Here is a 19,325-nt window from a genome sequence, read left to right as displayed (position 1 = left end):
GTAGTGAAACGGAAGATCCCAACTAGACTTGGCATATGCCTGACCGCCGGACGCAACTCATCGATGCCGCCTTATCCGTCGTGGCGGACAAAGGGATGAAGGGCCTGACCCACCGCTCCGTGGACGCCGCGGCGCAGCTTCCGGAGGGGACGACGTCGAATTACTACCGGAACCGGGCATCCTTGGTGGAGGCCGTCCTGGACCGGCTGGAGCAGCTGGATGTCGAACTGCTGCAGCGCTTCGGCCCCGCCGGCCCGCCACAGGACACCGGGGAAATCGCCGAACAGCTTGCCGCCCTGGTCATGGCGCTCCTCCAGCAGCACGCTCCCCTCACGCGGGCCCGCCTGGCCCTCTCACTGGACCGGCCCGAGGCCGTGACGGCAGGACACTACCGGCTGGTGGGCGGCCTGGAGCAGACCCTCACAGGACTGGGCATCCCGGACGCGGGCGCTCGGGCACGCGATGTGTCCGACTATGGGGACGGCCTCCTGCTCCACCAGCTGACCGCACGGCGCGCCGAACAGCCGGACCAGACCGCGGTGGCCAACGCGATCCGGCGGCTGCTGGCACCCTGAGGCACCTTTCGCCGCCGTGCGCGACGGCGACCTGCCGCCTCCGGCAGCGCCAGCACCGCCGTCGTACTGCTAAGCCTGGCCCGGCCAGCCTGTGTAGGCCTCTGCGAGGTAGGCCATGCCGTGCTTCGATGAGACCACGGAGTTCAGTTCGCCGAGCTGGCGGGCCCGGGAGAAGTCGTCCGCGTCGGTGGGGGTGTGCAGCATGGTGGTCATCCAGTAGGAGAACTGCTGGGCCTTCCACACCCGCTCCAGCGCGCGGTCGCTGAAGGAGTCCAGCAGGGCGGTGGAGCCGTTGCCGTAGAACGAGTCCAGCCCTTCGAACAGGACCTTGACGTCGTGGATGGCCAGGTTCAGGCCCTTCGCGCCGGTGGGCGGAACCGTGTGGGCTGCGTCGCCGGCAAGGAACAGGTTCCCGTGGCGCATCGGGGTGTGCACAAAGCTGCGGAAGGGCAGGACCATCTTGTCGATGACCGGGCCCTCCTTGAGCTCGAACCCGTTGCCGTTGACGCGGCTGCGGAATTCCGCCCAGATCCGGTCATCGTCCCATTCGGCCACGTTCTCCTTGGGATCGCACTGGAAGTACATCCGCTGCACGGTCTCGGTGCGCTGGCTGATAAGGGCGAACCCGTTGTCAGAGTTGGCGTAGATCAGCTCGTCCGAGCTGCGCGGGGCCGCGGCCAGGATGCCGAACCAGGCGAACGGGTACTCGTGGAAATACCACTTGCGGTTTGCCTCCGGGATCTGGAAGCGGCAGTGGCTGCGCGAGCCGTCCGCGCCTACCAGGAAGTCCGCCTGGATCTCGAACTCCACACCGTCCGCGTCCGTGAACCAGACCTTCGGTTTGCCTTCCAGATCATGCACGCTGGTGTCCGTGACGCTGTACCGGACGTCGCCGCCGTCGGCCTTCCGCCGTGCGGCGAGGTCCAGGAAGACGTCCGTCTGGGGGTAGAGCCACACTGACTCCCCGACGAGTTCCTTGAAGTCGATGCGGTGGCTTTCGCCGTTGAAGCGCAGCTCGATGCCGTCGTGCCGGTCCCCGTCACGGAGCACACGGTCTGACGCTCCGCTGTCCACCAGCATGTTGACGGTGCCGTGCTCGAGGATACCGGCGCGGACCGTCTCCGAGATTTCCTTGTGGCTGCGGACCTCGATCACGGTGGACTCGATGCCTGACTTTGCCAGCAGGTGGGAAAGCATCAGCCCTGCGGGGCCGGCGCCCATGATGGCGACTTGGGTGGTGATGACCTTGCGTGGTGCCATGACTCGTCTCGCTTCGTTGCGGGACTCCTGCCCGGCAGGAGTCGTGGATGCGTCTGCTAACAGTGTCCGCCGCCTGCCCCGACTCCCCATAGACCGCTTCCGTTGAATGGAAGGACGAGTTCAGTCAATGAGCTGCCTCGCGATGCCACGGGCGGCGGTCTGCAGGGCCGGAACCAGCGCCTGCAGGCGCATCTCCTGCAACGGAACAACGACGCCGAGCGCAGCCACTGCGCGCTGCCTTACGTCCAGGACGGGGACGGCAATGCCCCAGGTGTCCGGATCCACGACGCCTGCCAACTGCGCAAACCCCTGGTGTGCCGTCTCGGCCAGGAGCAGCCTGACGGCGTCCGGAGTGAGCCTGCCGGCCGGATCAGTGAACTGCGTGAGGTAGTCCGCCTGGAGGGACTTCTCCTGATGCGCCATCAGGGCCAGCCCTGCCGAGGACACGTGGACCGGCATCCGCCCGGCCACTTTCGCCCGGTTGGCAACGGATCCTCGGCGCGACATCCGCTCCACAAACAGCGCCTCCCAGCCATCTAAGACCGCCAGGTTCACATTCTGGTTGAGTACCTGCTGGATGTCCTCCATAAAGGGAAGGGCAGCCTGCCGCAGGGCCAGGGTGGGCGAATTGCGGTTCACCAACTCCCAGAGCCGCAGGCCGAGCCGGACGTTACCGCCGTCGCCCGTTTCGAGCAGGCCATGGGCTGAGAGCTGCCGCACGATGCGGTGGGCGCTGGTGAGCGGCAGCCCGGAGCGTGCGGCGAGCTCGGAGAGCTGGAGGCTGCTCACGCCCTCAGGGAAGGCGGAGATGACCCGGACCACCCGGTCGACCACAGAATCACCGGACGTCGAGTTGGCCATGGCTGCTGCTTCCGTTCAATGGTGCGATCTGTCTCCAGACTACAGCCCGCGCAGCCGCCGCCAGGCTGCAGGAGCCAGCACCACGCCAACCCCCACGGCGGCACCGATCACCGTTTCGATGATCCGGTCCCGGAGCAGGAGGGCGGGCGAGGAAGGTACCACCAGCAGCGTGGAGATCAGGGCCAGAGGTGTGATGAAGACCTGCGCCAGCAAGTACTGCCGGATGATGAACATCTCTGCGCCGAACTGGCAGAGCGCCATCACCAGCACTGTCTGCCACGGTTCCAGGCCGAGCAGGAGGATAGCGGCGAGGACCGCCAGGCCCAGCACTGTCCCGATGATCCTCTGGACGCCGCGGCTGATACGGTGCCGCGTGGTGTGCCCCACGAGCGGCACCACGGCAGCCACCATGGCCCAATAATTGTGGCCGAATCCCAGCCACTGCCCCGCCAGGGTGGCCAGGGTGCCGGCCACGCCCGCAGCGACGAGGTAGCCGAGGCCTTCCAGCCAGGCGGCGCGCCTTTCGCCAGGCGTGCGCCGGATATGCGGCGGCCGTACCCAGGGTGTGCGGTGGCTGGGGAGAATCCGTGACGAGAAACCAATAACCAGTGAAAGCACAGTGGCGAGCGCGGCAACCAGCATGGCCTCCCCCAGGGGTGGCTGGTTGGGGATGGAGGCGATGGCTGCGAATGCGAAGATATGGAACAGCGAGCCGCCCGGCCGAAGACGCAGCAGGGAAATCACCAGGGAGCAGCCGCCGGCCACCAGTGTGGTGGCCAGGACCAGGAACCACGTGGCAGCCATCGCGTCCAACCCCCAGGCGCCACCCAACCGGGCCGCGAGGGCTGCCAGGAACATGACCAGGAGCATCAGCAGGCCCGCCCGGAGCTGCAGCACAAAGCGGGTGCCGTGGGGTTCCCCGCGCCCGTAGATTCCGGTAAACGCGCCGAACGACGCGAAGATGGCCAGATCCAGCCGGCCCAGCAGCACCAGGGTGATCAGGGGCACAAACACCCCCACGGCGCAGCGCAGGGCGGGGTGGTGGTCCTTGTTGCCGGGGGCAATGCTGAACATGTCAGCGAGGAACTTCACCTTTCGATCCTAGGGCCTGGACCTTTCGCATAATCGGAACGGCAGGGCAACACCCCCGAAACACCGTCCTGTGACTCTGATGACATGAAGTACTCCGGGGATAAGAAGCCTGCTGCCACGAACCCTGCCGCCGATCTGAGCTGCGAAGTCTGCGGCCTTATGCCGGAACCCACCAAGACCCGCCTGACGCTCGCCAACATCGCGGTGATGCTCCCGATCGAACTCCTGGTCCACGCACTCGTGGTGGAAACACACCTGCCGTACGTGGCAAAAGTCCTGGTGCTCACACTCACCGCAACCGCCCTGGTGATCTGGGTGGCGGAACCCTCCGCGGCGCGGATCCTGCGTGGCTGGCTGCATGCGCCGGCGCTGAAGCTCCGCAGGAAAATGGGCACCGCACCGGCCTTGTGGCGGGCCCGGACGGTCATGCAGGACACGCCCGGCTCCCTGCACAGGCTCACCCAGGCGTTGGCCCGCCTGGACACCAATATCCTGAGCATCCATGTCCACCCGGTGCCCGGCGGGGTGCTGGACGAGTTTGTGCTCTCCGCTCCGGGGAACCTCAGTGAACGCCAGCTGCTGGAGGCACTGCACGACGGCGGCGGCTCGCGTTCCCAGGTCTGGCCCACCACGGCGCTTGCCATGGCCGACGGGCAGACCAAGGCCCTGAGCCTCGCCGCACGGATCGCCGGAGCCCCGGATGAACTTCCGCTGGCAGTGGCCGAGCTGCTCCGCGCCCGGATCCTCACCCCGGCGGAAGCCATCCTGGAAAAGTACGACGCCGGCACCCGGTTGAAGATTCCCACCGCCTGGCACGGGCCCATCACCTTTGTCCGTCCCGGCGAGCCGTTCACGCCGGCTGAATCAGCCCGCGCCCACCGGCTCGCCGAGCTGGCGGAGATCCTCTCGCACCAGCCGGCGGCCGCCGCCCGGTGAACGCTAGTTGGCCGCCATCCGGATGGTCAGGGCCTCAGGATCCATGGTCATGACCACGTGCTTGCCCTCGCCCTCGTGGTCGCCATCGAGCTGGTAGTCGTCGTTGTGCTCCAGGGTGATCTCCACGGATTTGCCCTGGAAGTATTCAACGGAGGTGTCCTGGCCCTTGCCTTTGCCGATCATGCCGGCGATCACTGAGAACCAGCCGAGCTTCCCCTTCGGCGCGAGGACCACAACATCCAGGAGACCGTCGTCCACCTTTGCGTCGGGGAAGATCTCCAGGTTGCCCTGGACCTTGCCGCAGTTTCCCACCATCACGCTGCGTACCCCGCGGTGGACCACGTCCTTGCCGTCCACAATAATGGTGGCCTTCACGGGCTTACCGGGCAGGTTCCGGATGCCGGCGTCCACGTAGGCCAGCCAGCCCACTTTGTCCTTGAGGTCCTCGTTGGTGTCGGCCATGATGGTGGCGTCATACCCCACGCCTGCCATGACGAGGAACACCTGTTCTTTGTCCGGGTTGGACCGGACAGCCCGGACGACGTCGATTTTGCGCTCCCAGCCGGTCAGGGCCCCCACCATGGCGCCTTCAACGTCGGTGACGTCCATGCCCAGGTTGCGTGCCAGCAGGTTTCCCGTGCCCAGCGGCAGCAGGCCCATGGGGATGCCGGTGCCGGCGAGTACCTCAGCGACGCACCGGACGGTGCCGTCCCCGCCGGCCGCAATGACGATGTCGGCACCCTGCTCGAGTGCCTCTTTCGCCTGGCCCACGCCGGGGTCATCCTTGGTGGTTTCCAGCCAGATGGGCTCGCCCCAGCCGTTGCTCTCGGAGTGCTTGGCCATCAGGCCGCGCACGTCGATGTCCACCGGCTTGGCCGGGTTGATGATGACGGCTGCGCGCTTGGGGGAAGTGGAGCTCGTATCTGACATGGTGTCCTTCGCTGACGTGGTGAAAGAGGTCCTGCTGACAGCGTACTTGGCTACAGCGCCTTAACCGCGCCGAGCACCTTGGCCAGGGAGTCCTTGGCGTCGCCGAAGAGCAGGGAGGTCTGCGGTTCATACAGGAGGTCGTTCTCGATCCCCGCGAACCCTGGCCGCATCGAGCGCTTCAGGAAGATCACCTGGCGGGCCTCTGCCACTTCGAGGATGGGCATGCCGTAGATGGGTGAGCCTGACGAGGTCTTGGCGGCGGGGTTCACCACATCGTTTGCGCCCACCACGAGGGCCACGTCCGCGGTCCGGAACTCGGAGTTGATCTCGCCCATTTCCTTGAGCGATTCGTACGGCACGTTGGCCTCGGCCAGGAGCACGTTCATGTGCCCTGGCATCCGGCCGGCCACGGGGTGGATGGCGAAGTCCACCTCGATTCCGCGGGCTTCCAGGGCCAAAGCGAGTTCGGCGGCGGTGTGCTGTCCCTGCGCCACGGCCAGGCCGTAGCCCGGCACGATGATCACCCGCTGCGCATACCCCAGGAGCACGGCCACGTCCTCCGCACTGGAGGACCTGACGGGACGTTCGCTCACGGCGGTGGATCCCGCCGTCGAACCTCCCTTGAAGGCGCCGAACAGGATGCCGGCCACGCTGCGGCCCATGGCGGCAGCCATCGCCCGGGTCAGGATGGTACCGGAGGCGCCCACCAGGGTGCCCGCCACCACCAGGAGAACGTTGCCGAGCACCACGCCGGACGCCGCGACGGCCAGGCCGGTGAAGGCGTTCAGCAGCGAGATGACGATGGGCACGTCCGCGCCGCCCACCGGCAGCACCAGCAACGCACCGGCAGCGAGCCCCAGCACCATCAGCAGCACGGCAAGCGGCAGCGAGCCGGTCAGGACCACGGCGGCGCCGGTGCCCACCGCAGCGAGCAGGACCGCCGCCATGACTATGGGGAGCCCGGGAAAAACGACCGGCCGGGTGGTCATCAGCTCCTGCAGTTTGGCGAAGGTGACCCCCGATCCGGCAAAGGACACCGCGCCCACCAGGAGGGTGAAGACGATGGCCAGCCGCACCCACGGATCGCCGGTGTGGCTGAGTTCGAGCAGTGCCACCAGGGCCGCCGCGCCGCCGCCCACCCCGTTGAAGAGCGCCACCAGTTGCGGCATCTGCGTCATCTTGACGCGCCTGGCCACTGGTGCGGCGACGGCGGTACCTACCGCTATGGCGCCGACGATCCAGGGAATGTTCTCGAGCCGCGCGGAGAAGAACACTGTGACAACGGCGAGCAGCGCCCCGAAAGCCCCGATCAGGTTCCCGCGCCGGGCCGTGCGCGGCGAGCTGAGGCCGCGCAGCGCCAGGATGAAGAACACCGCGGCGGTGAGGTAGAGGAGCGATGTCCAGACCGGATCGAGGAGGGTCATTTCCCCTCCCCTCTGGCCGGCAGCCCGTTGGGCCCGGGATTCTCCCTGCGGCCTGCGGGTTCGTTGGGGGCCGGGGTCTCTTTGCGCGCATGGAACATGTGCAGCATCCGGTCCGTGACTACAAAGCCGCCCACCAGGTTTGCCGTGGCCAGGACGACGGCGAGCAGCGCCACCGCGAGGACCCACGGGTCCGCAGCCTGGCCGGCCACAATGATGGCGCCCACCAGGATGATGCCGTGGATGGCGTTGGCTCCGGACATCAGGGGCGTGTGCAGGGTGCTGGAGACCTTGGAGACCACTTCGAAGCCCACAAACACTGCCAGCACGGTGACCGTCAGCAGGCTCATGCCGTCCATCAGCGCTCACCCCTGTCCTGAACGCTCGGTGCGTGGCCGGGTACATGGGGTGCGTGGTCCGGCAGGGCCGGGATGAGCGCCGCGAGTGCTTCCGCTGTGGGCAGGTGCCGCACCGCGCCGTCGTGGGTGAGACACGCACCGGCTATGACGTCGTCGTCGAAATCGGGTGCAACAACGCCGTCGCGGGTCATCAGGGCCAGCAGGTTGGCGACGTTCTTGGCGAAGAGGCGGGACGCGTCCGACGCCAGAGCGGACGGCGCGTCCTTAAGCCCCACGAGGGTGACGTGGCCGTGCCCGTCGGCGGTGGGGACCAGGATGTCCTCGCCGGGGACGGAGCCTTCCACGTTGCCGCCGGACTCCGCGGCGAGGTCGACGACGACTGAACCGGGGCGCATTGCCTGCACCATTTGGCGGGAAACGAGGAGGGGGGCCCGCCTGCCGGGGACGGCCGCCGTCGTAATCAGGACGTCGGACTGGGCCACATGCGGGGCCAGCAGCTCACGCTGGAGGGCGCCGCGGTCAGCACTGAGCTCCCGGGCGTAGCCTCCCGATGCTTCGGCGGTCTCGAGGTCCAGTTTGATGAAGGTGCCTCCCATCGAGGCCACCTCGTCCGCGGAGGCCGGCCGGATGTCGTTCGCGGAGACGCGGGCACCGAGCCGCTTGGCGGTGCCGATGGCCTGGAGGCCGGCCACTCCCGCTCCGAGCACCAGCACACGGGCCGGCGGAACGGTTCCGGCGGCGGTCATAAACAGCGGGAAGAACCGTGGCAGCCGGATGGCAGCTTCCAGGACGCAGCGGTAGCCGGCCACCAGAGCCTGGGAGCTGAGGGCATCCATGGACTGCGCCCGGGAGATGCGGGGCACCAGTTCCAGGGCGAAGGACGTGACCCCTGCGTCCGCGAGTGCCTGGACGGTAGCCAGCTCGGACGACGGCGAGGCCAGGCCCACGGTGACGGCGCCACTGTGCAGGGCCTTCGCCGTCGCGGGTTCCAGGGGGCGGACATGGGCCAGGACATCGAGTTCGGACAGGTCCAAGGCCTGTACCAGCCGGCAACCGGCTTCCGCGTAATCATGGTCCGGGTAGCCGGCGGGGGCACCGGCCATGGACTCGACGATGACTTCAAGGCCCAGCCCTGCCAGCTGCCTGACGGTTTCCGGTGTGGCGGCCACCCGGAGCTCACCTTCATGACGTTCCCGCGGTATGCCCAGTTTCACCGGCCAACTCCCCTCACGGACGTAGTTGGCTAGAGTCTATGACCCTGCCGTGCGAAGTGGCAGCAGTTCCGGAAGAATCGCAGCAGGCGGGAGATGGTTCCTAGCCGCGGGCGGTCAGGTCCGCGGAGATCAGCTTGGCTGTTGCCACAATTTCTTCGGCCACGGAGGCGAGGTAGGCGTCCCGGTCCGGCTGGGCGGCCACCGACTGGGCCTGCAGCGAAACGTTGACTGCGGCCACCACTTTGGTGGGTCCGTCGTACACCGGGGCGGCAACGGACATCAGCCCCAATTCGAGCTCCTGGTCCACCAGGCACCAGCCCTGGGCCCGGACGGTTTCGAGCACGGCCAACAGTTCCGGGACGCTGCCCAGCCCCCGCGGGGTCAGGGGTTTGATCTCCGTCCCCGCGAGGTAGGCCTTGAGGCCGGCCGGCGGAAGGGCGGCGAGCAGGACCCTGCCCATGGACGTGGCATACGCCGGGAAGCGCGTGCCCACGGTGATGCCGACGTTCATGATCCGGCGTGTGGTCACCCGGGCAATGTAGGCGATGTCGGTGCCGTCCAGCACCGCAGCGGAGGTTGACTCCCCCAGTTTCAGGGACAGTTCCTCCAGGTGCGGCATGGCCAGCTGCGGCAGGGACAGCCCCGAAAGGTAGGCGTAGCCCAGTTGCAGGACCATGGCCGTGAGCGCGAAGGTTTTGCCGTCGGTGCGTACGTAGCCGAGCTCAACGAGCGTGTGCAGGAAACGCCGCGCCGTGGCCCTGGTCAGGTTTGTCCGGGCGGCGACCTCGGTGAGGGTCATGACCGGATGTTCGGTGTCGAACGCACGGATCACGGCCAGCCCGCGTGCCAGCGACTGCACGTACTGGTCGCTCGCCTGCGGGGCGGCCAGTACCTCTTGGCGTGCGTCGATCATGGTTACCAATCCTAGCGGCGCGGTGGGCGGGGAAATGCGGCTTGTGGGGCCTGCTCTCCGTACCCCCGCAGCTGCGAACGGACGTAGGGCGGGCCCCACAAAGGGCCTAGGCGGAAGCCTTGAGCGGGACCGGTACGAGCGCCTGGAGCTCCTCGAAGGTGCAGCCGAACGTCTCACGGACGGTGACGCCGTCGGGTCCAGTGAGGAACACCGCCTTGTCCGTGTACACGCGGGTCACGCAGCCCACCCCGGTCAGGGGGTAGGTGCAGGACTCCACGATCTTCGACGCGCCTTCGCGGGTCAGGAGCGTCATCATCACGAACACGTCCTTGGCACCGGTGGCCAAATCCATGGCGCCGCCCACGGCCGGAATGGCGTCCGGGGCGCCGGTGTGCCAGTTGGCCAGGTCACCGGTGGCCGAGACCTGGAATGCGCCGAGCACGCAGATGTCCAGGTGGCCGCCGCGCATGATCGCGAACGAGTCGGCGTGGTGGAAGTAGGACGCACCCGGGAGTTCGGTGACGGGGATCTTGCCGGCGTTGATGAGGTCGCCGTCGATCTGGTCTCCGGTGGCTGCCGGGCCCATGCCCAGCATGCCGTTCTCGGTGTGGAGCGTGATGTTCTGCTCCGGCTTGAGGTAGTTGGACACCAGCGTGGGCTGGCCGATGCCGAGGTTCACGAACGAGCCCGGGGCGATGTCCCGCGCCACCAGTTCGGCGAGTTCGTCCCGGCCCAGGGGCTTATCGGAGGTCTGGATGCTGGTCGGGGTGCTCATGGTCAGGCCACCTTCACGATGCTGTTGACGTAGATTCCGGGGGTAACCACGTTTTCCGGGTCGAGGCCTCCGGTGGGGACGATCTCGGACACCTGGACCACCGTGTGCTTGGCGGCGGCGGCCATGATGGGGCCGAAGTTCCGGGCGGTCTTGCGGTACACAAGGTTCCCCACGCCGTCGGCCTTCAGCGCCTTGATCAGTGCGACGTCGGCGTGGAGGGGCGTCTCGAAGACCTGGCCGCGCCCGTCGATGATCCGGGTTTCCTTGCCCTCGGCCAACATGGTGCCGTAGCCGGTGGGGGTGAAGAACCCGCCGATGCCGGCTCCGGCGGCGCGGATCCGCTCGGCAAGGTTGCCCTGCGGGACCAGCTCGAGCTCGATCTCGCCGGCCTTGTACTTGGCATCGAAGTGCCAGGAATCGGACTGCCGCGGGAAGGAGCAGATCATCTTCTTCACCCGGCCTTCCTTGATGAGCAGCGCCAGGCCCTGGTCACCCTGGCCGGCGTTGTTGTTCACCACTGTCAGGCCGGTGGCCCCGCAGTCCATCAGGGCGTCGATCAGTTCGAACGGCTGCCCGGCGTTGCCGAACCCGCCGATCATCACGGTGGAGCCGTCCTTGATGCCCGCGACGGCCTCGTTGACGGTGTCTACAAATGTCAGCATTGCTCAGCCCTTCATGGAAGTTACATTTTCAAGCACGATGGCGAGGCCCTGGCCGACGCCGATGCAGATCGCGGCGACGCCCCAGCGTTCCCCGGAGGCCTGCAGGGACCGGGCGAGGGTGCCCAGGATCCGGGTGCCGGACGCGCCGAGCGGGTGGCCCATCGCGATCGCACCGCCGTGCCGGTTCACAATTCCCGGGTCGATGCCCCAGGCGTTGATGCACGCCAGGGACTGCGCAGCGAACGCCTCGTTAAGTTCGACGGCGCCCACCTGGTCCCAGCCGATGCCCGCCTTCGCGAGGGCCTTGTTCGCAGCCTCCACCGGCGCGTAGCCGAAGAACTGCGGATCATTGGCGTGCGCGCCGCGGCCGGCGATGCGGGCCAGGGGTTCCAGGCCCAGGATTTCCGCGGCGTTCTCGGAGCCGATCCACGCAGCCGACGCCCCATCGGAGAGCGGCGAGGCGTTCCCGGCCGTGACGGTGCCGTTCTCGGCCCGGAACACGGTCTTGAGCCCGGCGAGCTTCTCCGCCGAGGACCCGGCCCGGATGCCCTCGTCCCGGACCAGGTCAGTGCCAGGCACCGGGGTGACCAGGTTGTCGTAGAACCCCTCATCCCACGCCGCAGCGGAGAGGTTGTGCGAGTTCGCCGCGAACTCATCCTGCTGCTCCCGGCTCACCCCGTACTTCTCCCGCAACCGCTCGGTGGCCTCGCCCAGGGAAATGGTCCACTCCGCCGGCATCGCCTTGTTCACCAGCCGCCAGCCCAACGTGGTGGACGCCAGTGTCAGGTCCCCGGCCGGGTACGGCTTCTCGGTCTTCGGCAACACCCACGGCGCCCGCGACATCGACTCTGCCCCGCCGACCAGCATCAGCTCAGCGTCCCCGGCATTGATCTGCCGGGACGCGATGATCGCCGCATCCAACGACGAGCCGCACAACCGGTTAACCGACGTGCCCGGGATCGAGACCGGCAAACCCGCGAGCAGGGTGCCCATCCGGGCGATGTTCCGGTTCTCCTCACCGGCACCGTTCGCGTTCCCGAACACCACCTCATCGATCCGCTCCGGATCCAAACCCGGAGCCCGCTTCACGGACTCCCTGATCACATGCGCAGCGAGGTCATCCGGACGGACCCCCGCCAAACCCGAGCCGAACTTACCGAACGGAGTGCGCACGGCGTCGTACACAAAAGCCTGATTCATGATTTATTGCCCGTTTCTTTCTGTATCAATGACGGCGTTGTCCATTTCATGGAATACCTGCTGAGCTGTCTTGAAGGCCGTATTTGCCGACGGAACGCCACAGTAGATGGCGGTCTGGAGCAGGATTTCCTTGATTTCGTCCCGGCTCAGGCCGTTGGTGAGGGCGGCCCGGATGTGCATGGCCAGTTCCTCCCAGTGACCGTGCGCCACCATGGCGGTGATGGTCACGGCCGAGCGCATCGGGCGGGATATGCCCGGGCGGGTCCAGATGCCGCCCCAGGCGATCCGCGTGATCATGTCCTGGAAGTCCTCGGTGAAGGCGTCCATGTTGGCGGTTGCCCGGTCAACGTGGGCGTCACCCAGCACTTCACGGCGGACCACCATGCCGCCGTCGTAAATTTCCTTGCTGGTGGCAGCGGGCTGGACCACGCCGTGGCGCTCCGGGCCGGCTGTCTGCAGATCGGTCATTTGCCGGCTCCGCGGGATTCGCTCCAGGAGATCAGGTTCCGCAGCAGTTCGGCCACGTGGGCGGGCGCCTCGGCGGGGGCAAGGTGCGCCACTCCTTCGAGGGTCACGGCGTTCGCTGTACCGCCGCCGGCGGTGATGCCGGCAACGATTTCTTCAGCGAACGACGGCGGTACAACCGTATCCGCCGCGCCCGCCACAGCCTGGGTGGGGACGGTGATGCTGCCGAGTTCGTCGCGGACGTCATACGCGGCCAGCGCTTCACAGCAGTAGGCGTAGCTGAAGCGGTCGGCGTCGCGCAGCGAGTGCAGGAGGCGGCTGCTCAGGTCAGGGTCGCGGTCCATAAAGCCCGGGGCAAACCAGCGCTCAGCCGAGCCCTGGAGCACCACCGGCGTCCCCAGCTTCCGTACTGTTTCGGCCCGTTCCAGCCAGCCTTCGGGGGTGCCGATCTTCGCGCCGGAGCACTGCACCGAGAGGCTCTTGAGCCGTTCGCCGTGCTTGATGCCCAGCTGCAGGCCGGTGGCCCCGCCGAGTGAGACTCCCGCGTAGTGGAAGGCTTCACCGGGGGCGATCGAATCCACCAGGTCCACCACGGAGTCCGCCAGCGCTGCGACGTCGAAGGGCTCGCTGGCGGCCGGCGAAACACCATGTCCGGGAAGGTCCCAGGCTACGACGTCGTAGTCGTTGCCGAGCAGGGAAGCCGTTGCGGACCACAGGATCGAGGACGTACCCAGCGAGGGTCCCACCACCAGGAGGGGATGTTCGCCCAGGGGGCGCTGGGGCGAAAGCAGGACTGCCTTCAGGGTTGGATTAGCCACGGTTGGCTCCGTTCGCGTTGGGGTCCACAGGTGACCCGGGGTCTGAAATAGGTGTGCCCGGTGCGGCAAAATCCGGATAGGCGGCGAGGATCCGCCGGGTGATTCCGGCCGCCTGTCCCAGGTAATTGGCCGGGTCCAGCAGCTCGTCCAGCTGTCCATCGGACAGCCGGTCCGCCGGAACGGCACCGCGGAGCAGCCGGCGGTACGTGCCCGCCTGCTCTGCAGTCGGGACCTGGAGCGTCTGGTCCACCACGGCCTGGAGCTGCTCCTTGCCGGCGCGGCCGTCCTTGGCCTCCAGCAGCGGAGCCACGGCGGCGCCCACCCCTTCGGCCAGCAGCAGCGGACCGGCGAGGTCCAGGTTGCGGCGGATGGCGTCCGGAAAAACCTGCAATCCTTCGGCGAGCTCCCTGAGCTGTCCGGCTGCCCCCAGGGCCAGCTGCAGGAGCTGGCGGAGGGCCGGCCATTCCGTGTGCCAGGCGCCGTCCGGGCGTTCGTCGTTGAAGTTGGCCGCAGCCAGGTGCAGCTGGGCCACGAGCTGGGGGGCCTGCAGGGCGGCACTGCGGATCAGGACGGAGAGGACCGGGTTCTGCTTCTGCGGCATGGCCGAGGACACACCGCGTCCGGCTGCCCGTGGTTCGGCGAGCTCGGCAACCTCGGGCCGGCTCAGGAACAGGACGTCAGCGGCGATCTTGCCGGCGGCGTCGAGCACCGTGGCCAGCGCATTGCCCAGGGACGTGACGGCCAGCCGGTTGGTGTGCCACGGTGCGGGCGCTGCGGCAAGGCCCAATTGCGCGGCCAGCGCGTCAGCGAGGTCAAAGGGGTTTGTTGCAGCTCCGGCTGTCAGCACGGTTCCGGCGGCCAGGGTACCTGCCGCACCACCGAACTGCACCGGGAATTCAGTCCGTTCCAGCAGCCGTCCCGCCGCGGCCACACCATGGAACCACTGCGCCGCCCGGAGCCCGAAGGTGAATGGCAGGGAGTGCTGGGTGAGGCTGCGGCCCACCCCCAGCGTGTCCGCATGCTTCTCCGCCAAGGCGGCGAGCGCCGTCGTCGTGCATTTCAGGTCCGCGAGCAGCGCGTCAACGGTGTTGCGGGCGAGCAGCATCAGGGCGCTGTCCAGCACGTCCTGGCTGGTCAGCGAGGTGTGGACCGCCTTCCCAGCCCCGATGCCCGCGGTATCCAGCGCCGAAACCTGCTTCCGCAGATCGGCGAGGAGCGGGATCACGGGATTGCCGCCACCCTGGGCACGGAGCGCGATGTCCGCCACGTCGTAGCGGCCAGCCTCGGCGGCGGAGGCCACGACGGCGGCGGAACCGGCAGGTGCCAGGTCCGCCGCTTCGAGCACCGCAGCCCAGCCCGACTCGACGGCGAGAATCGCCGCCAGCACCGCCCGGTCCCCCGTCAGCACCCGCACCAGGGGCGAGGCTGACACGGGACTCAGCAGGCCGGCGTCGCCATCAGCGTCGGCTCCATAACCCAGGGCGGCAGCGCTCACTGGAAGTCCAGGAAGACTGTTTCGCCCTCACCCTGCAGCCGGACGTCCCAGGTGAGTCCGCCGTCGGCGTCGCGGCGTGCGATCAGGGTCTTGCGGCGCTCCGGATCCAGCGAGGACAGCAGCGGGTCCTTCGCCAGCGCCTCCTCATTTTCCGGAAGATAGATCCGGCTGAACAGCCGGTTGGTCAGGCCGCGGGCAAAGATGGCGACGGCGATGAACGGCGCCGAGCCTTCCTCGGTGGCTCCGGGGTTGACCGTGGTGAACGTGTAGATTCCGGTGTTGCCCACGGAGCTGCGGCCGAAGCCGGTGAAGGAGTAGCCGTCACGGACCAGGGAACCGGTCCGGTCCACCACGTTGCCTTCAGAGTCCGGCTGCCAGATTTCCAGGATGGCATCCGGGACGGTGGCGCCGGAGCCGTCATAAACGGTGCCCTGCAGGCGGATGGAACCGGGCGAGCCGGGGGCCAGCAGTTCGCGGTCTTTTTCGTACGGGAGGGCGTAGCCAAAGAAGGGGCCAACCGTCTGGCCGGGCGTCGGGGTGAGTTTGGTCTGGTTGCTCATGTGACTAGGCCTCGTCGCCTTCTGCGCCAAGCGCTTCGTTCTCGGTCCAGGTCCGCTTGGAACCGGTCAGGACGATGTCCCAGTTGTAGCCCAGGGCCCACTCGGGCTCCGTGAGGTTGTGGTCGTAATCGGCCACCAGGCGGTCCCGGGCATCCTGGTCCACGATGGTCTGGTAGATCGGATCCAGCGGGAAGAGCTGGTCCCCGGGGAAGTACATCTGCGTGATGATGCGCTGGGTGAACTCGGTCCCGAACAGCGAGAAGTGGATGTGCGCCGGGCGCCAGGCGTTCAGGTGGTTCTTCCAGGGGTAGGCGCCGGGCTTGATGGTGGTGAACCGGTAGGAGCCGTCCGGGCCGGTGATGCAGCGGCCAACGCCGGTGAAGTTGGGATCCAGCGGGGCCGGGTGCTGATCGCGCTTGTGGATGTAACGGCCGGCAGCATTGGCCTGCCAGATCTCCACCAGCTGGCCGGCCACAGGCCGGCCGTCGCCATCGAGCACACGCCCGGCAACAATGATCCGCTCGCCCTGCGGCTCGCCGTTGTGCTGGATGGTCAGGTCCGATTCCAGGGCGTGGACGTCCTGGTGGCCGAACGCCGGCGAGTACAGCTCGATGGTCTCCGGATCGGCGTGGTGCAGGTCCTTGGTGGGGTGCCGCAGGATGCTGCTGCGGTACGGCGGGTAGTCCAGCCGAGGCTGCACTTCGGCCGGGGTACCGCTCTTCAGGGCCTGGGCATAAGCCTCCCCGATGGACTTGATCTCTGCACTGAGATCCTGCTGCGTCTCCACTGCTGCGTCCAGGGGGGCGTGTCCTGCCTTCGGTTCTGCAGGGGGTACAAGCTCATCCGTTTCAAGCTCGGCTTTGGTTTCTTGCGTCACGGCTGGCTCCTCTCGTTTCTGTTCGGTGTGCGGTACTGCTCTTTGGATGGGTCAGATCGGTGTGGGCGGGATCAGGTGGTGCGGCTTAGTTGGTCGTACTGAACGGCGTGCCGCACGGGCGCGTTGGGTGCGCCGTAGCCGTCGTAGGCCCCACGGCGTTCCACCATTTCGAAGAACACGCTGCCCACGGTGGCGGTGTAGAAGTGCAGGAACTCGCCGTCGGCGTCGCGGTCATAGAGGAGGTTCAGTTCCTGCAGCGTGGCCAGGAAATCCGGGGCCAGGCCAAAACGGGCGTCCAGGTCCTCGTAGTAGTTGGCGGGAATTTGCAGGAACTCCAGGCCGCGGGCTTTGCAGTCCCGGGCGGTGGCCACCAGGTCATCCACGGCGAAGGCGATGTGTTCCTGGTACGTCCTGCGCGCGCCCGTCCCGGCGGCTGACCCGGGTCCGGAGGCGCCGTCCTGCTGCATCAGCGGGGCGAGGTTCAGAACAAGCCGCACCGAACGGTCCCCGGTGAGCATGACCTGCGAGCGCACCAGCCCGGTGGGGCTGGGAACCTCGGCGAACGGCTGCGGCTCCAGGGCCAGCGCGCTGGTGTAGAACAGGACGGCTTCGTCGAAGTGCTGCCAGGGCTGGGCCAGGTTGACGTGGTCAATCACGGCCGTGGCCCCGGCTGCCGGCACCTCGAGGCCTTCGCCAAACTCGCGCGTCCAGGCTGCGGTGCCGTCGGGGCTGCCCTGGCACAGGAAAATTTCGGTGGAATCCGGGGCTGCGAAGCCCTGGAAAATCTCCTCGTTGGCCTGTGTCTTCCGCGGGACCGCGGGGGCCTTCAGTTGCTGGGCGCGGGCGGCGGCAATCACCGGAGACTCGACGTCGAACCCCAAAGCGGCGATGGCAGGCTCGGCGTGCGTCGCAGCCTGCTCGTTGATGATCACCCGCGCGTGGCCCATGGACCAGAGCTGCACGTCCTTGGTGCGGTGCCTGCCGTTGAACTCGAAGCCCAGCTGGCCCAGGACCGTTTCGAGGACTTTCGAGTCAGCGGCCCGGACCTCGGCGAAGTTGTATCCCGCCGGCTCGGCAACCTGCGGCAGGGTGGCCAGTTCCATGGGATAACGACGACGGCCCGGGGCCTTCGAAGCTGCGGCACCATTGCCGGTGGCATTGGCGGCGGCCAGTACAGGGGCGTTGGCGTCCAGCCACTTGGCGCTCTGTTCCTCCAGCCAGATGAGCGAGCGCATGGCGTCAACGGCCGTGCGCTCCACGTCCGACTGGCGGAAGACGTCGTTGAAGATCTCCAGCGACACCGGTCCGCTGTAGCCGGCCCGGATCACGTGGCCCATGAACTTGGCCAGCTCGAACTGACCCTCGCCCGGGAAGACCCGGTAGTGCCGGCTCCAGGACAGCACATCCATGGAGAGTTTGGGCGCGTCGGCAACCTGGACGAAGAAGATTTTCTCCGGGTTGAAGGCTTCGATGGGAGCGGTGTTCCAGTTGCGGGAAAGGATGTGGAACGAATCCAGGCAGGTGCCCAGGCTGGGGTGGTCCACCGCTTCCACCAGCTTGTGGGCATGTTCGTAATCGCTGACGTATTTGCCCCAGGCCAGGGCCTCATAGGCAACCTTGACGCCGTGGTCCCCCGCGAGGGCTGCCAGGCGGCCCAGCTGTTCGGCGCGGAGGTCGTCGCTGTCGATGCTGGCCGTGGCCACGTTGGAGCAGACCAGGATGGTGTCCATGCCGAGCCGCTCCATGAGCTTGAATTTGGCTTCGGCCCGGCGCAGGTTGGCGGCGAGGAGGTCCTCTTCCACGCTGTCGAAATCGCGGAAGGGCTGGTACAGGTCCAGCGTCAGGCCAAGGTCTGCGGCCATTTTCCGGACGTCCTCCGGCGCGAGCGGCGAGGTCACCAGGTCCTGCTCGAAGATTTCGATGCCGTCAAAGCCCGCGATGGCGCAGGCCTGCATCTTCTCCTTCAGGGTGCCGGAAAGGCAGACGGTGGCAATTCCGGTGCGCATCAGGCGGCCACCTCTTCAGCGGCCACAAGCTCCAGGAAGTGGCCGCGCATGCGGTCAGCGTCAGCCGTCAGCCCGGTGAAGATCCGGAATGCATCCGCAGCCTGGCCAACAGCCATCCGCCCTCCGTCCAGGACTTCGCAGCCCTTGGCCCGGGCAGCCAACACCAGTTCGGTCTCAATGGGACGGTAGACAATGTCCGCCACCCAGTGCCGTGGTTCGAGCAGATCAAGATCCAGCGGAGCTCCCGGATGGGCGGCCATTCCTACCGGAGTGCAGTGCACCAGACCGTCGGCCAGGGGCATCAGCTGCGGCAGCTCCGCCGTCGTACGCGCCGTGACGGTGCGGCCCGGGAAGAAGCCGGCCAGTTCCCCGGCGCGCGCCGCGGCGCGGGCGGGATCGACGTCCACCAGGTCCAGTGCCTGAACTCCGGCGGTCAGCAGGGCGTAAGCGACGGCGGAACCGGCACCGCCGGCGCCGAGCTGGACCACCCGGTCAAGTTTCGCTCCCGGCAGTCCGGAGGCAAGGGCGGAGGCGAAGCCGGAAAAGTCCGTGTTGTGGCCGATGAACCGGCCGTCCTCGATCACCACGGTGTTCACGGCGCCCAGCTTGAGGGCGTCCGGGGAAATCTCATCCAGGTGCTGGAGTACAAGCTGTTTGCAGGGGTGGGTGATGTTCAGGCCGTTGAAGCCGAGGCTGCGGGCACTGTTGAGCAGGTCGCCCACAGCTTCACCAGTCAGTCCGAGCTCCAGCAGGTCGATGGGGCGGTAGAGATAGCGCAGGCCCTGCACATCACCTTCGCGTTCGTGCATGGGCGGGGTGAGTGACGGCATCACGCCATCGCCAACCAGTCCCACAAGGTAGGACTCAGTTCGATTGCTCATCCGGGCAGCTCCTTTGATACGGCAC

20 protein-coding genes are annotated in these 19,325 nt (G+C 67.4%); 2 read left to right on the top strand and 18 right to left on the bottom strand.

Annotation, left to right across the window (positions count from 1 at the left end; genetic code table 11):
- Window positions 1-35 precede the first annotated feature (35 nt).
- Window positions 36-575 (top strand): TetR/AcrR family transcriptional regulator, encoded by a 540-nt coding sequence (locus AC1MCA_RS10850; RefSeq protein WP_479796902.1) that lies wholly within the window; start codon window positions 36-38, stop codon window positions 573-575.
- 69 nt (window positions 576-644) lie between these two features.
- On the opposite strand, the gene AC1MCA_RS10845 is transcribed toward AC1MCA_RS10850, so the two are convergent.
- From AC1MCA_RS10845 to AC1MCA_RS10835, 3 genes are all read right to left on the bottom strand, one after another.
- Window positions 645-1,835, bottom strand: coding sequence for a 4-hydroxybenzoate 3-monooxygenase (locus tag AC1MCA_RS10845; protein ID WP_479796897.1), 1,191 nt, complete (start codon window positions 1,833-1,835; stop codon window positions 645-647).
- Window positions 1,836-1,955: 120 nt separating this feature from the next.
- Entirely contained in the window at window positions 1,956-2,696 is a 741-nt protein-coding gene (locus AC1MCA_RS10840) for an IclR family transcriptional regulator (RefSeq protein ID WP_479796892.1), read from the bottom strand.
- A gap of 39 nt (window positions 2,697-2,735) precedes the next feature.
- On the bottom strand, window positions 2,736-3,788 hold the full coding sequence (locus AC1MCA_RS10835; protein ID WP_479796887.1) for an FUSC family protein: 1,053 nt from the start codon (window positions 3,786-3,788) through the stop codon (window positions 2,736-2,738).
- A gap of 84 nt (window positions 3,789-3,872) precedes the next feature.
- Here AC1MCA_RS10835 and AC1MCA_RS10830 point away from each other — a divergent pair, with 84 nt between their 5' ends.
- Window positions 3,873-4,724, top strand: coding sequence for an ACT domain-containing protein (locus AC1MCA_RS10830; RefSeq protein ID WP_479796884.1), 852 nt, complete (start codon window positions 3,873-3,875; stop codon window positions 4,722-4,724).
- Window positions 4,725-4,727: 3 nt separating this feature from the next.
- Here the strand turns inward: AC1MCA_RS10830 and AC1MCA_RS10825 are convergent, their stop codons facing one another.
- The 15 genes from AC1MCA_RS10825 to AC1MCA_RS10755 form a co-directional block, all read right to left on the bottom strand.
- Window positions 4,728-5,654 (bottom strand): diacylglycerol/lipid kinase family protein, encoded by a 927-nt coding sequence (locus tag AC1MCA_RS10825; protein ID WP_479796880.1) that lies wholly within the window; start codon window positions 5,652-5,654, stop codon window positions 4,728-4,730.
- A 50-nt stretch (window positions 5,655-5,704) separates the two neighbouring features.
- Window positions 5,705-7,078: an NAD(P)(+) transhydrogenase (Re/Si-specific) subunit beta gene (locus AC1MCA_RS10820; RefSeq protein WP_479796876.1), complete on the bottom strand. Its 1,374-nt coding sequence runs from the start codon at window positions 7,076-7,078 to the stop codon at window positions 5,705-5,707.
- Complete coding sequence (locus tag AC1MCA_RS10815; protein ID WP_479796872.1) at window positions 7,075-7,434, bottom strand: NAD(P) transhydrogenase subunit alpha part 2; 360 nt, start codon at window positions 7,432-7,434, stop codon at window positions 7,075-7,077. The genes AC1MCA_RS10820 and AC1MCA_RS10815 overlap by 4 nt, the downstream gene beginning before the upstream one ends.
- Window positions 7,434-8,648, bottom strand: coding sequence for a Re/Si-specific NAD(P)(+) transhydrogenase subunit alpha (locus AC1MCA_RS10810; RefSeq protein ID WP_479796868.1), 1,215 nt, complete (start codon window positions 8,646-8,648; stop codon window positions 7,434-7,436). Before AC1MCA_RS10810 ends, AC1MCA_RS10815 begins: the two co-directional genes overlap by 1 nt.
- 100 nt (window positions 8,649-8,748) lie before the next feature.
- Window positions 8,749-9,561 (bottom strand): IclR family transcriptional regulator domain-containing protein, encoded by an 813-nt coding sequence (locus AC1MCA_RS10805; RefSeq protein ID WP_479796865.1) that lies wholly within the window; start codon window positions 9,559-9,561, stop codon window positions 8,749-8,751.
- A gap of 106 nt (window positions 9,562-9,667) precedes the next feature.
- Complete coding sequence (locus tag AC1MCA_RS10800; protein WP_479796861.1) at window positions 9,668-10,336, bottom strand: 3-oxoacid CoA-transferase subunit B; 669 nt, start codon at window positions 10,334-10,336, stop codon at window positions 9,668-9,670.
- A gap of 2 nt (window positions 10,337-10,338) precedes the next feature.
- Complete coding sequence (locus AC1MCA_RS10795; protein WP_479796858.1) at window positions 10,339-10,998, bottom strand: 3-oxoacid CoA-transferase subunit A; 660 nt, start codon at window positions 10,996-10,998, stop codon at window positions 10,339-10,341.
- 3 nt (window positions 10,999-11,001) lie between these two features.
- Window positions 11,002-12,198, bottom strand: coding sequence for a thiolase family protein (locus AC1MCA_RS10790; protein ID WP_479796856.1), 1,197 nt, complete (start codon window positions 12,196-12,198; stop codon window positions 11,002-11,004).
- A gap of 3 nt (window positions 12,199-12,201) precedes the next feature.
- The gene (gene pcaC, locus AC1MCA_RS10785; protein ID WP_479796852.1) at window positions 12,202-12,666 is read right to left on the bottom strand and encodes a 4-carboxymuconolactone decarboxylase; all 465 of its coding nucleotides are present in this window, start codon (window positions 12,664-12,666) and stop codon (window positions 12,202-12,204) included.
- Window positions 12,663-13,481: an alpha/beta fold hydrolase gene (locus AC1MCA_RS10780; protein ID WP_479796849.1), complete on the bottom strand. Its 819-nt coding sequence runs from the start codon at window positions 13,479-13,481 to the stop codon at window positions 12,663-12,665. The genes pcaC and AC1MCA_RS10780 overlap by 4 nt, the downstream gene beginning before the upstream one ends.
- Window positions 13,474-14,976, bottom strand: a complete 1,503-nt coding sequence (locus tag AC1MCA_RS10775) for a lyase family protein (RefSeq protein WP_479796846.1) — start codon at window positions 14,974-14,976, stop codon at window positions 13,474-13,476. Before AC1MCA_RS10775 ends, AC1MCA_RS10780 begins: the two co-directional genes overlap by 8 nt.
- Window positions 14,973-15,536, bottom strand: coding sequence for a protocatechuate 3,4-dioxygenase subunit alpha (pcaG, locus tag AC1MCA_RS10770; protein ID WP_479796845.1), 564 nt, complete (start codon window positions 15,534-15,536; stop codon window positions 14,973-14,975). The genes AC1MCA_RS10775 and pcaG overlap by 4 nt, the downstream gene beginning before the upstream one ends.
- A gap of 4 nt (window positions 15,537-15,540) precedes the next feature.
- The gene (gene pcaH, locus AC1MCA_RS10765) at window positions 15,541-16,413 is read right to left on the bottom strand and encodes a protocatechuate 3,4-dioxygenase subunit beta (protein WP_479796843.1); all 873 of its coding nucleotides are present in this window, start codon (window positions 16,411-16,413) and stop codon (window positions 15,541-15,543) included.
- A 71-nt stretch (window positions 16,414-16,484) separates the two neighbouring features.
- Entirely contained in the window at window positions 16,485-18,419 is a 1,935-nt protein-coding gene (locus AC1MCA_RS10760) for a bifunctional sugar phosphate isomerase/epimerase/4-hydroxyphenylpyruvate dioxygenase family protein (protein ID WP_479796841.1), read from the bottom strand.
- Complete coding sequence (locus tag AC1MCA_RS10755) at window positions 18,419-19,300, bottom strand: shikimate dehydrogenase (protein WP_479796838.1); 882 nt, start codon at window positions 19,298-19,300, stop codon at window positions 18,419-18,421. The genes AC1MCA_RS10760 and AC1MCA_RS10755 overlap by 1 nt, the downstream gene beginning before the upstream one ends.
- Window positions 19,301-19,325 lie beyond the last annotated feature (25 nt).

The sequence above is a fragment of the Arthrobacter sp. BK1 genome, assembly GCF_056680055.1.
The sequence above is the reverse complement of the archived record's forward strand: the minus strand, read 5'-3'. Positions and strand labels throughout refer to the sequence as shown.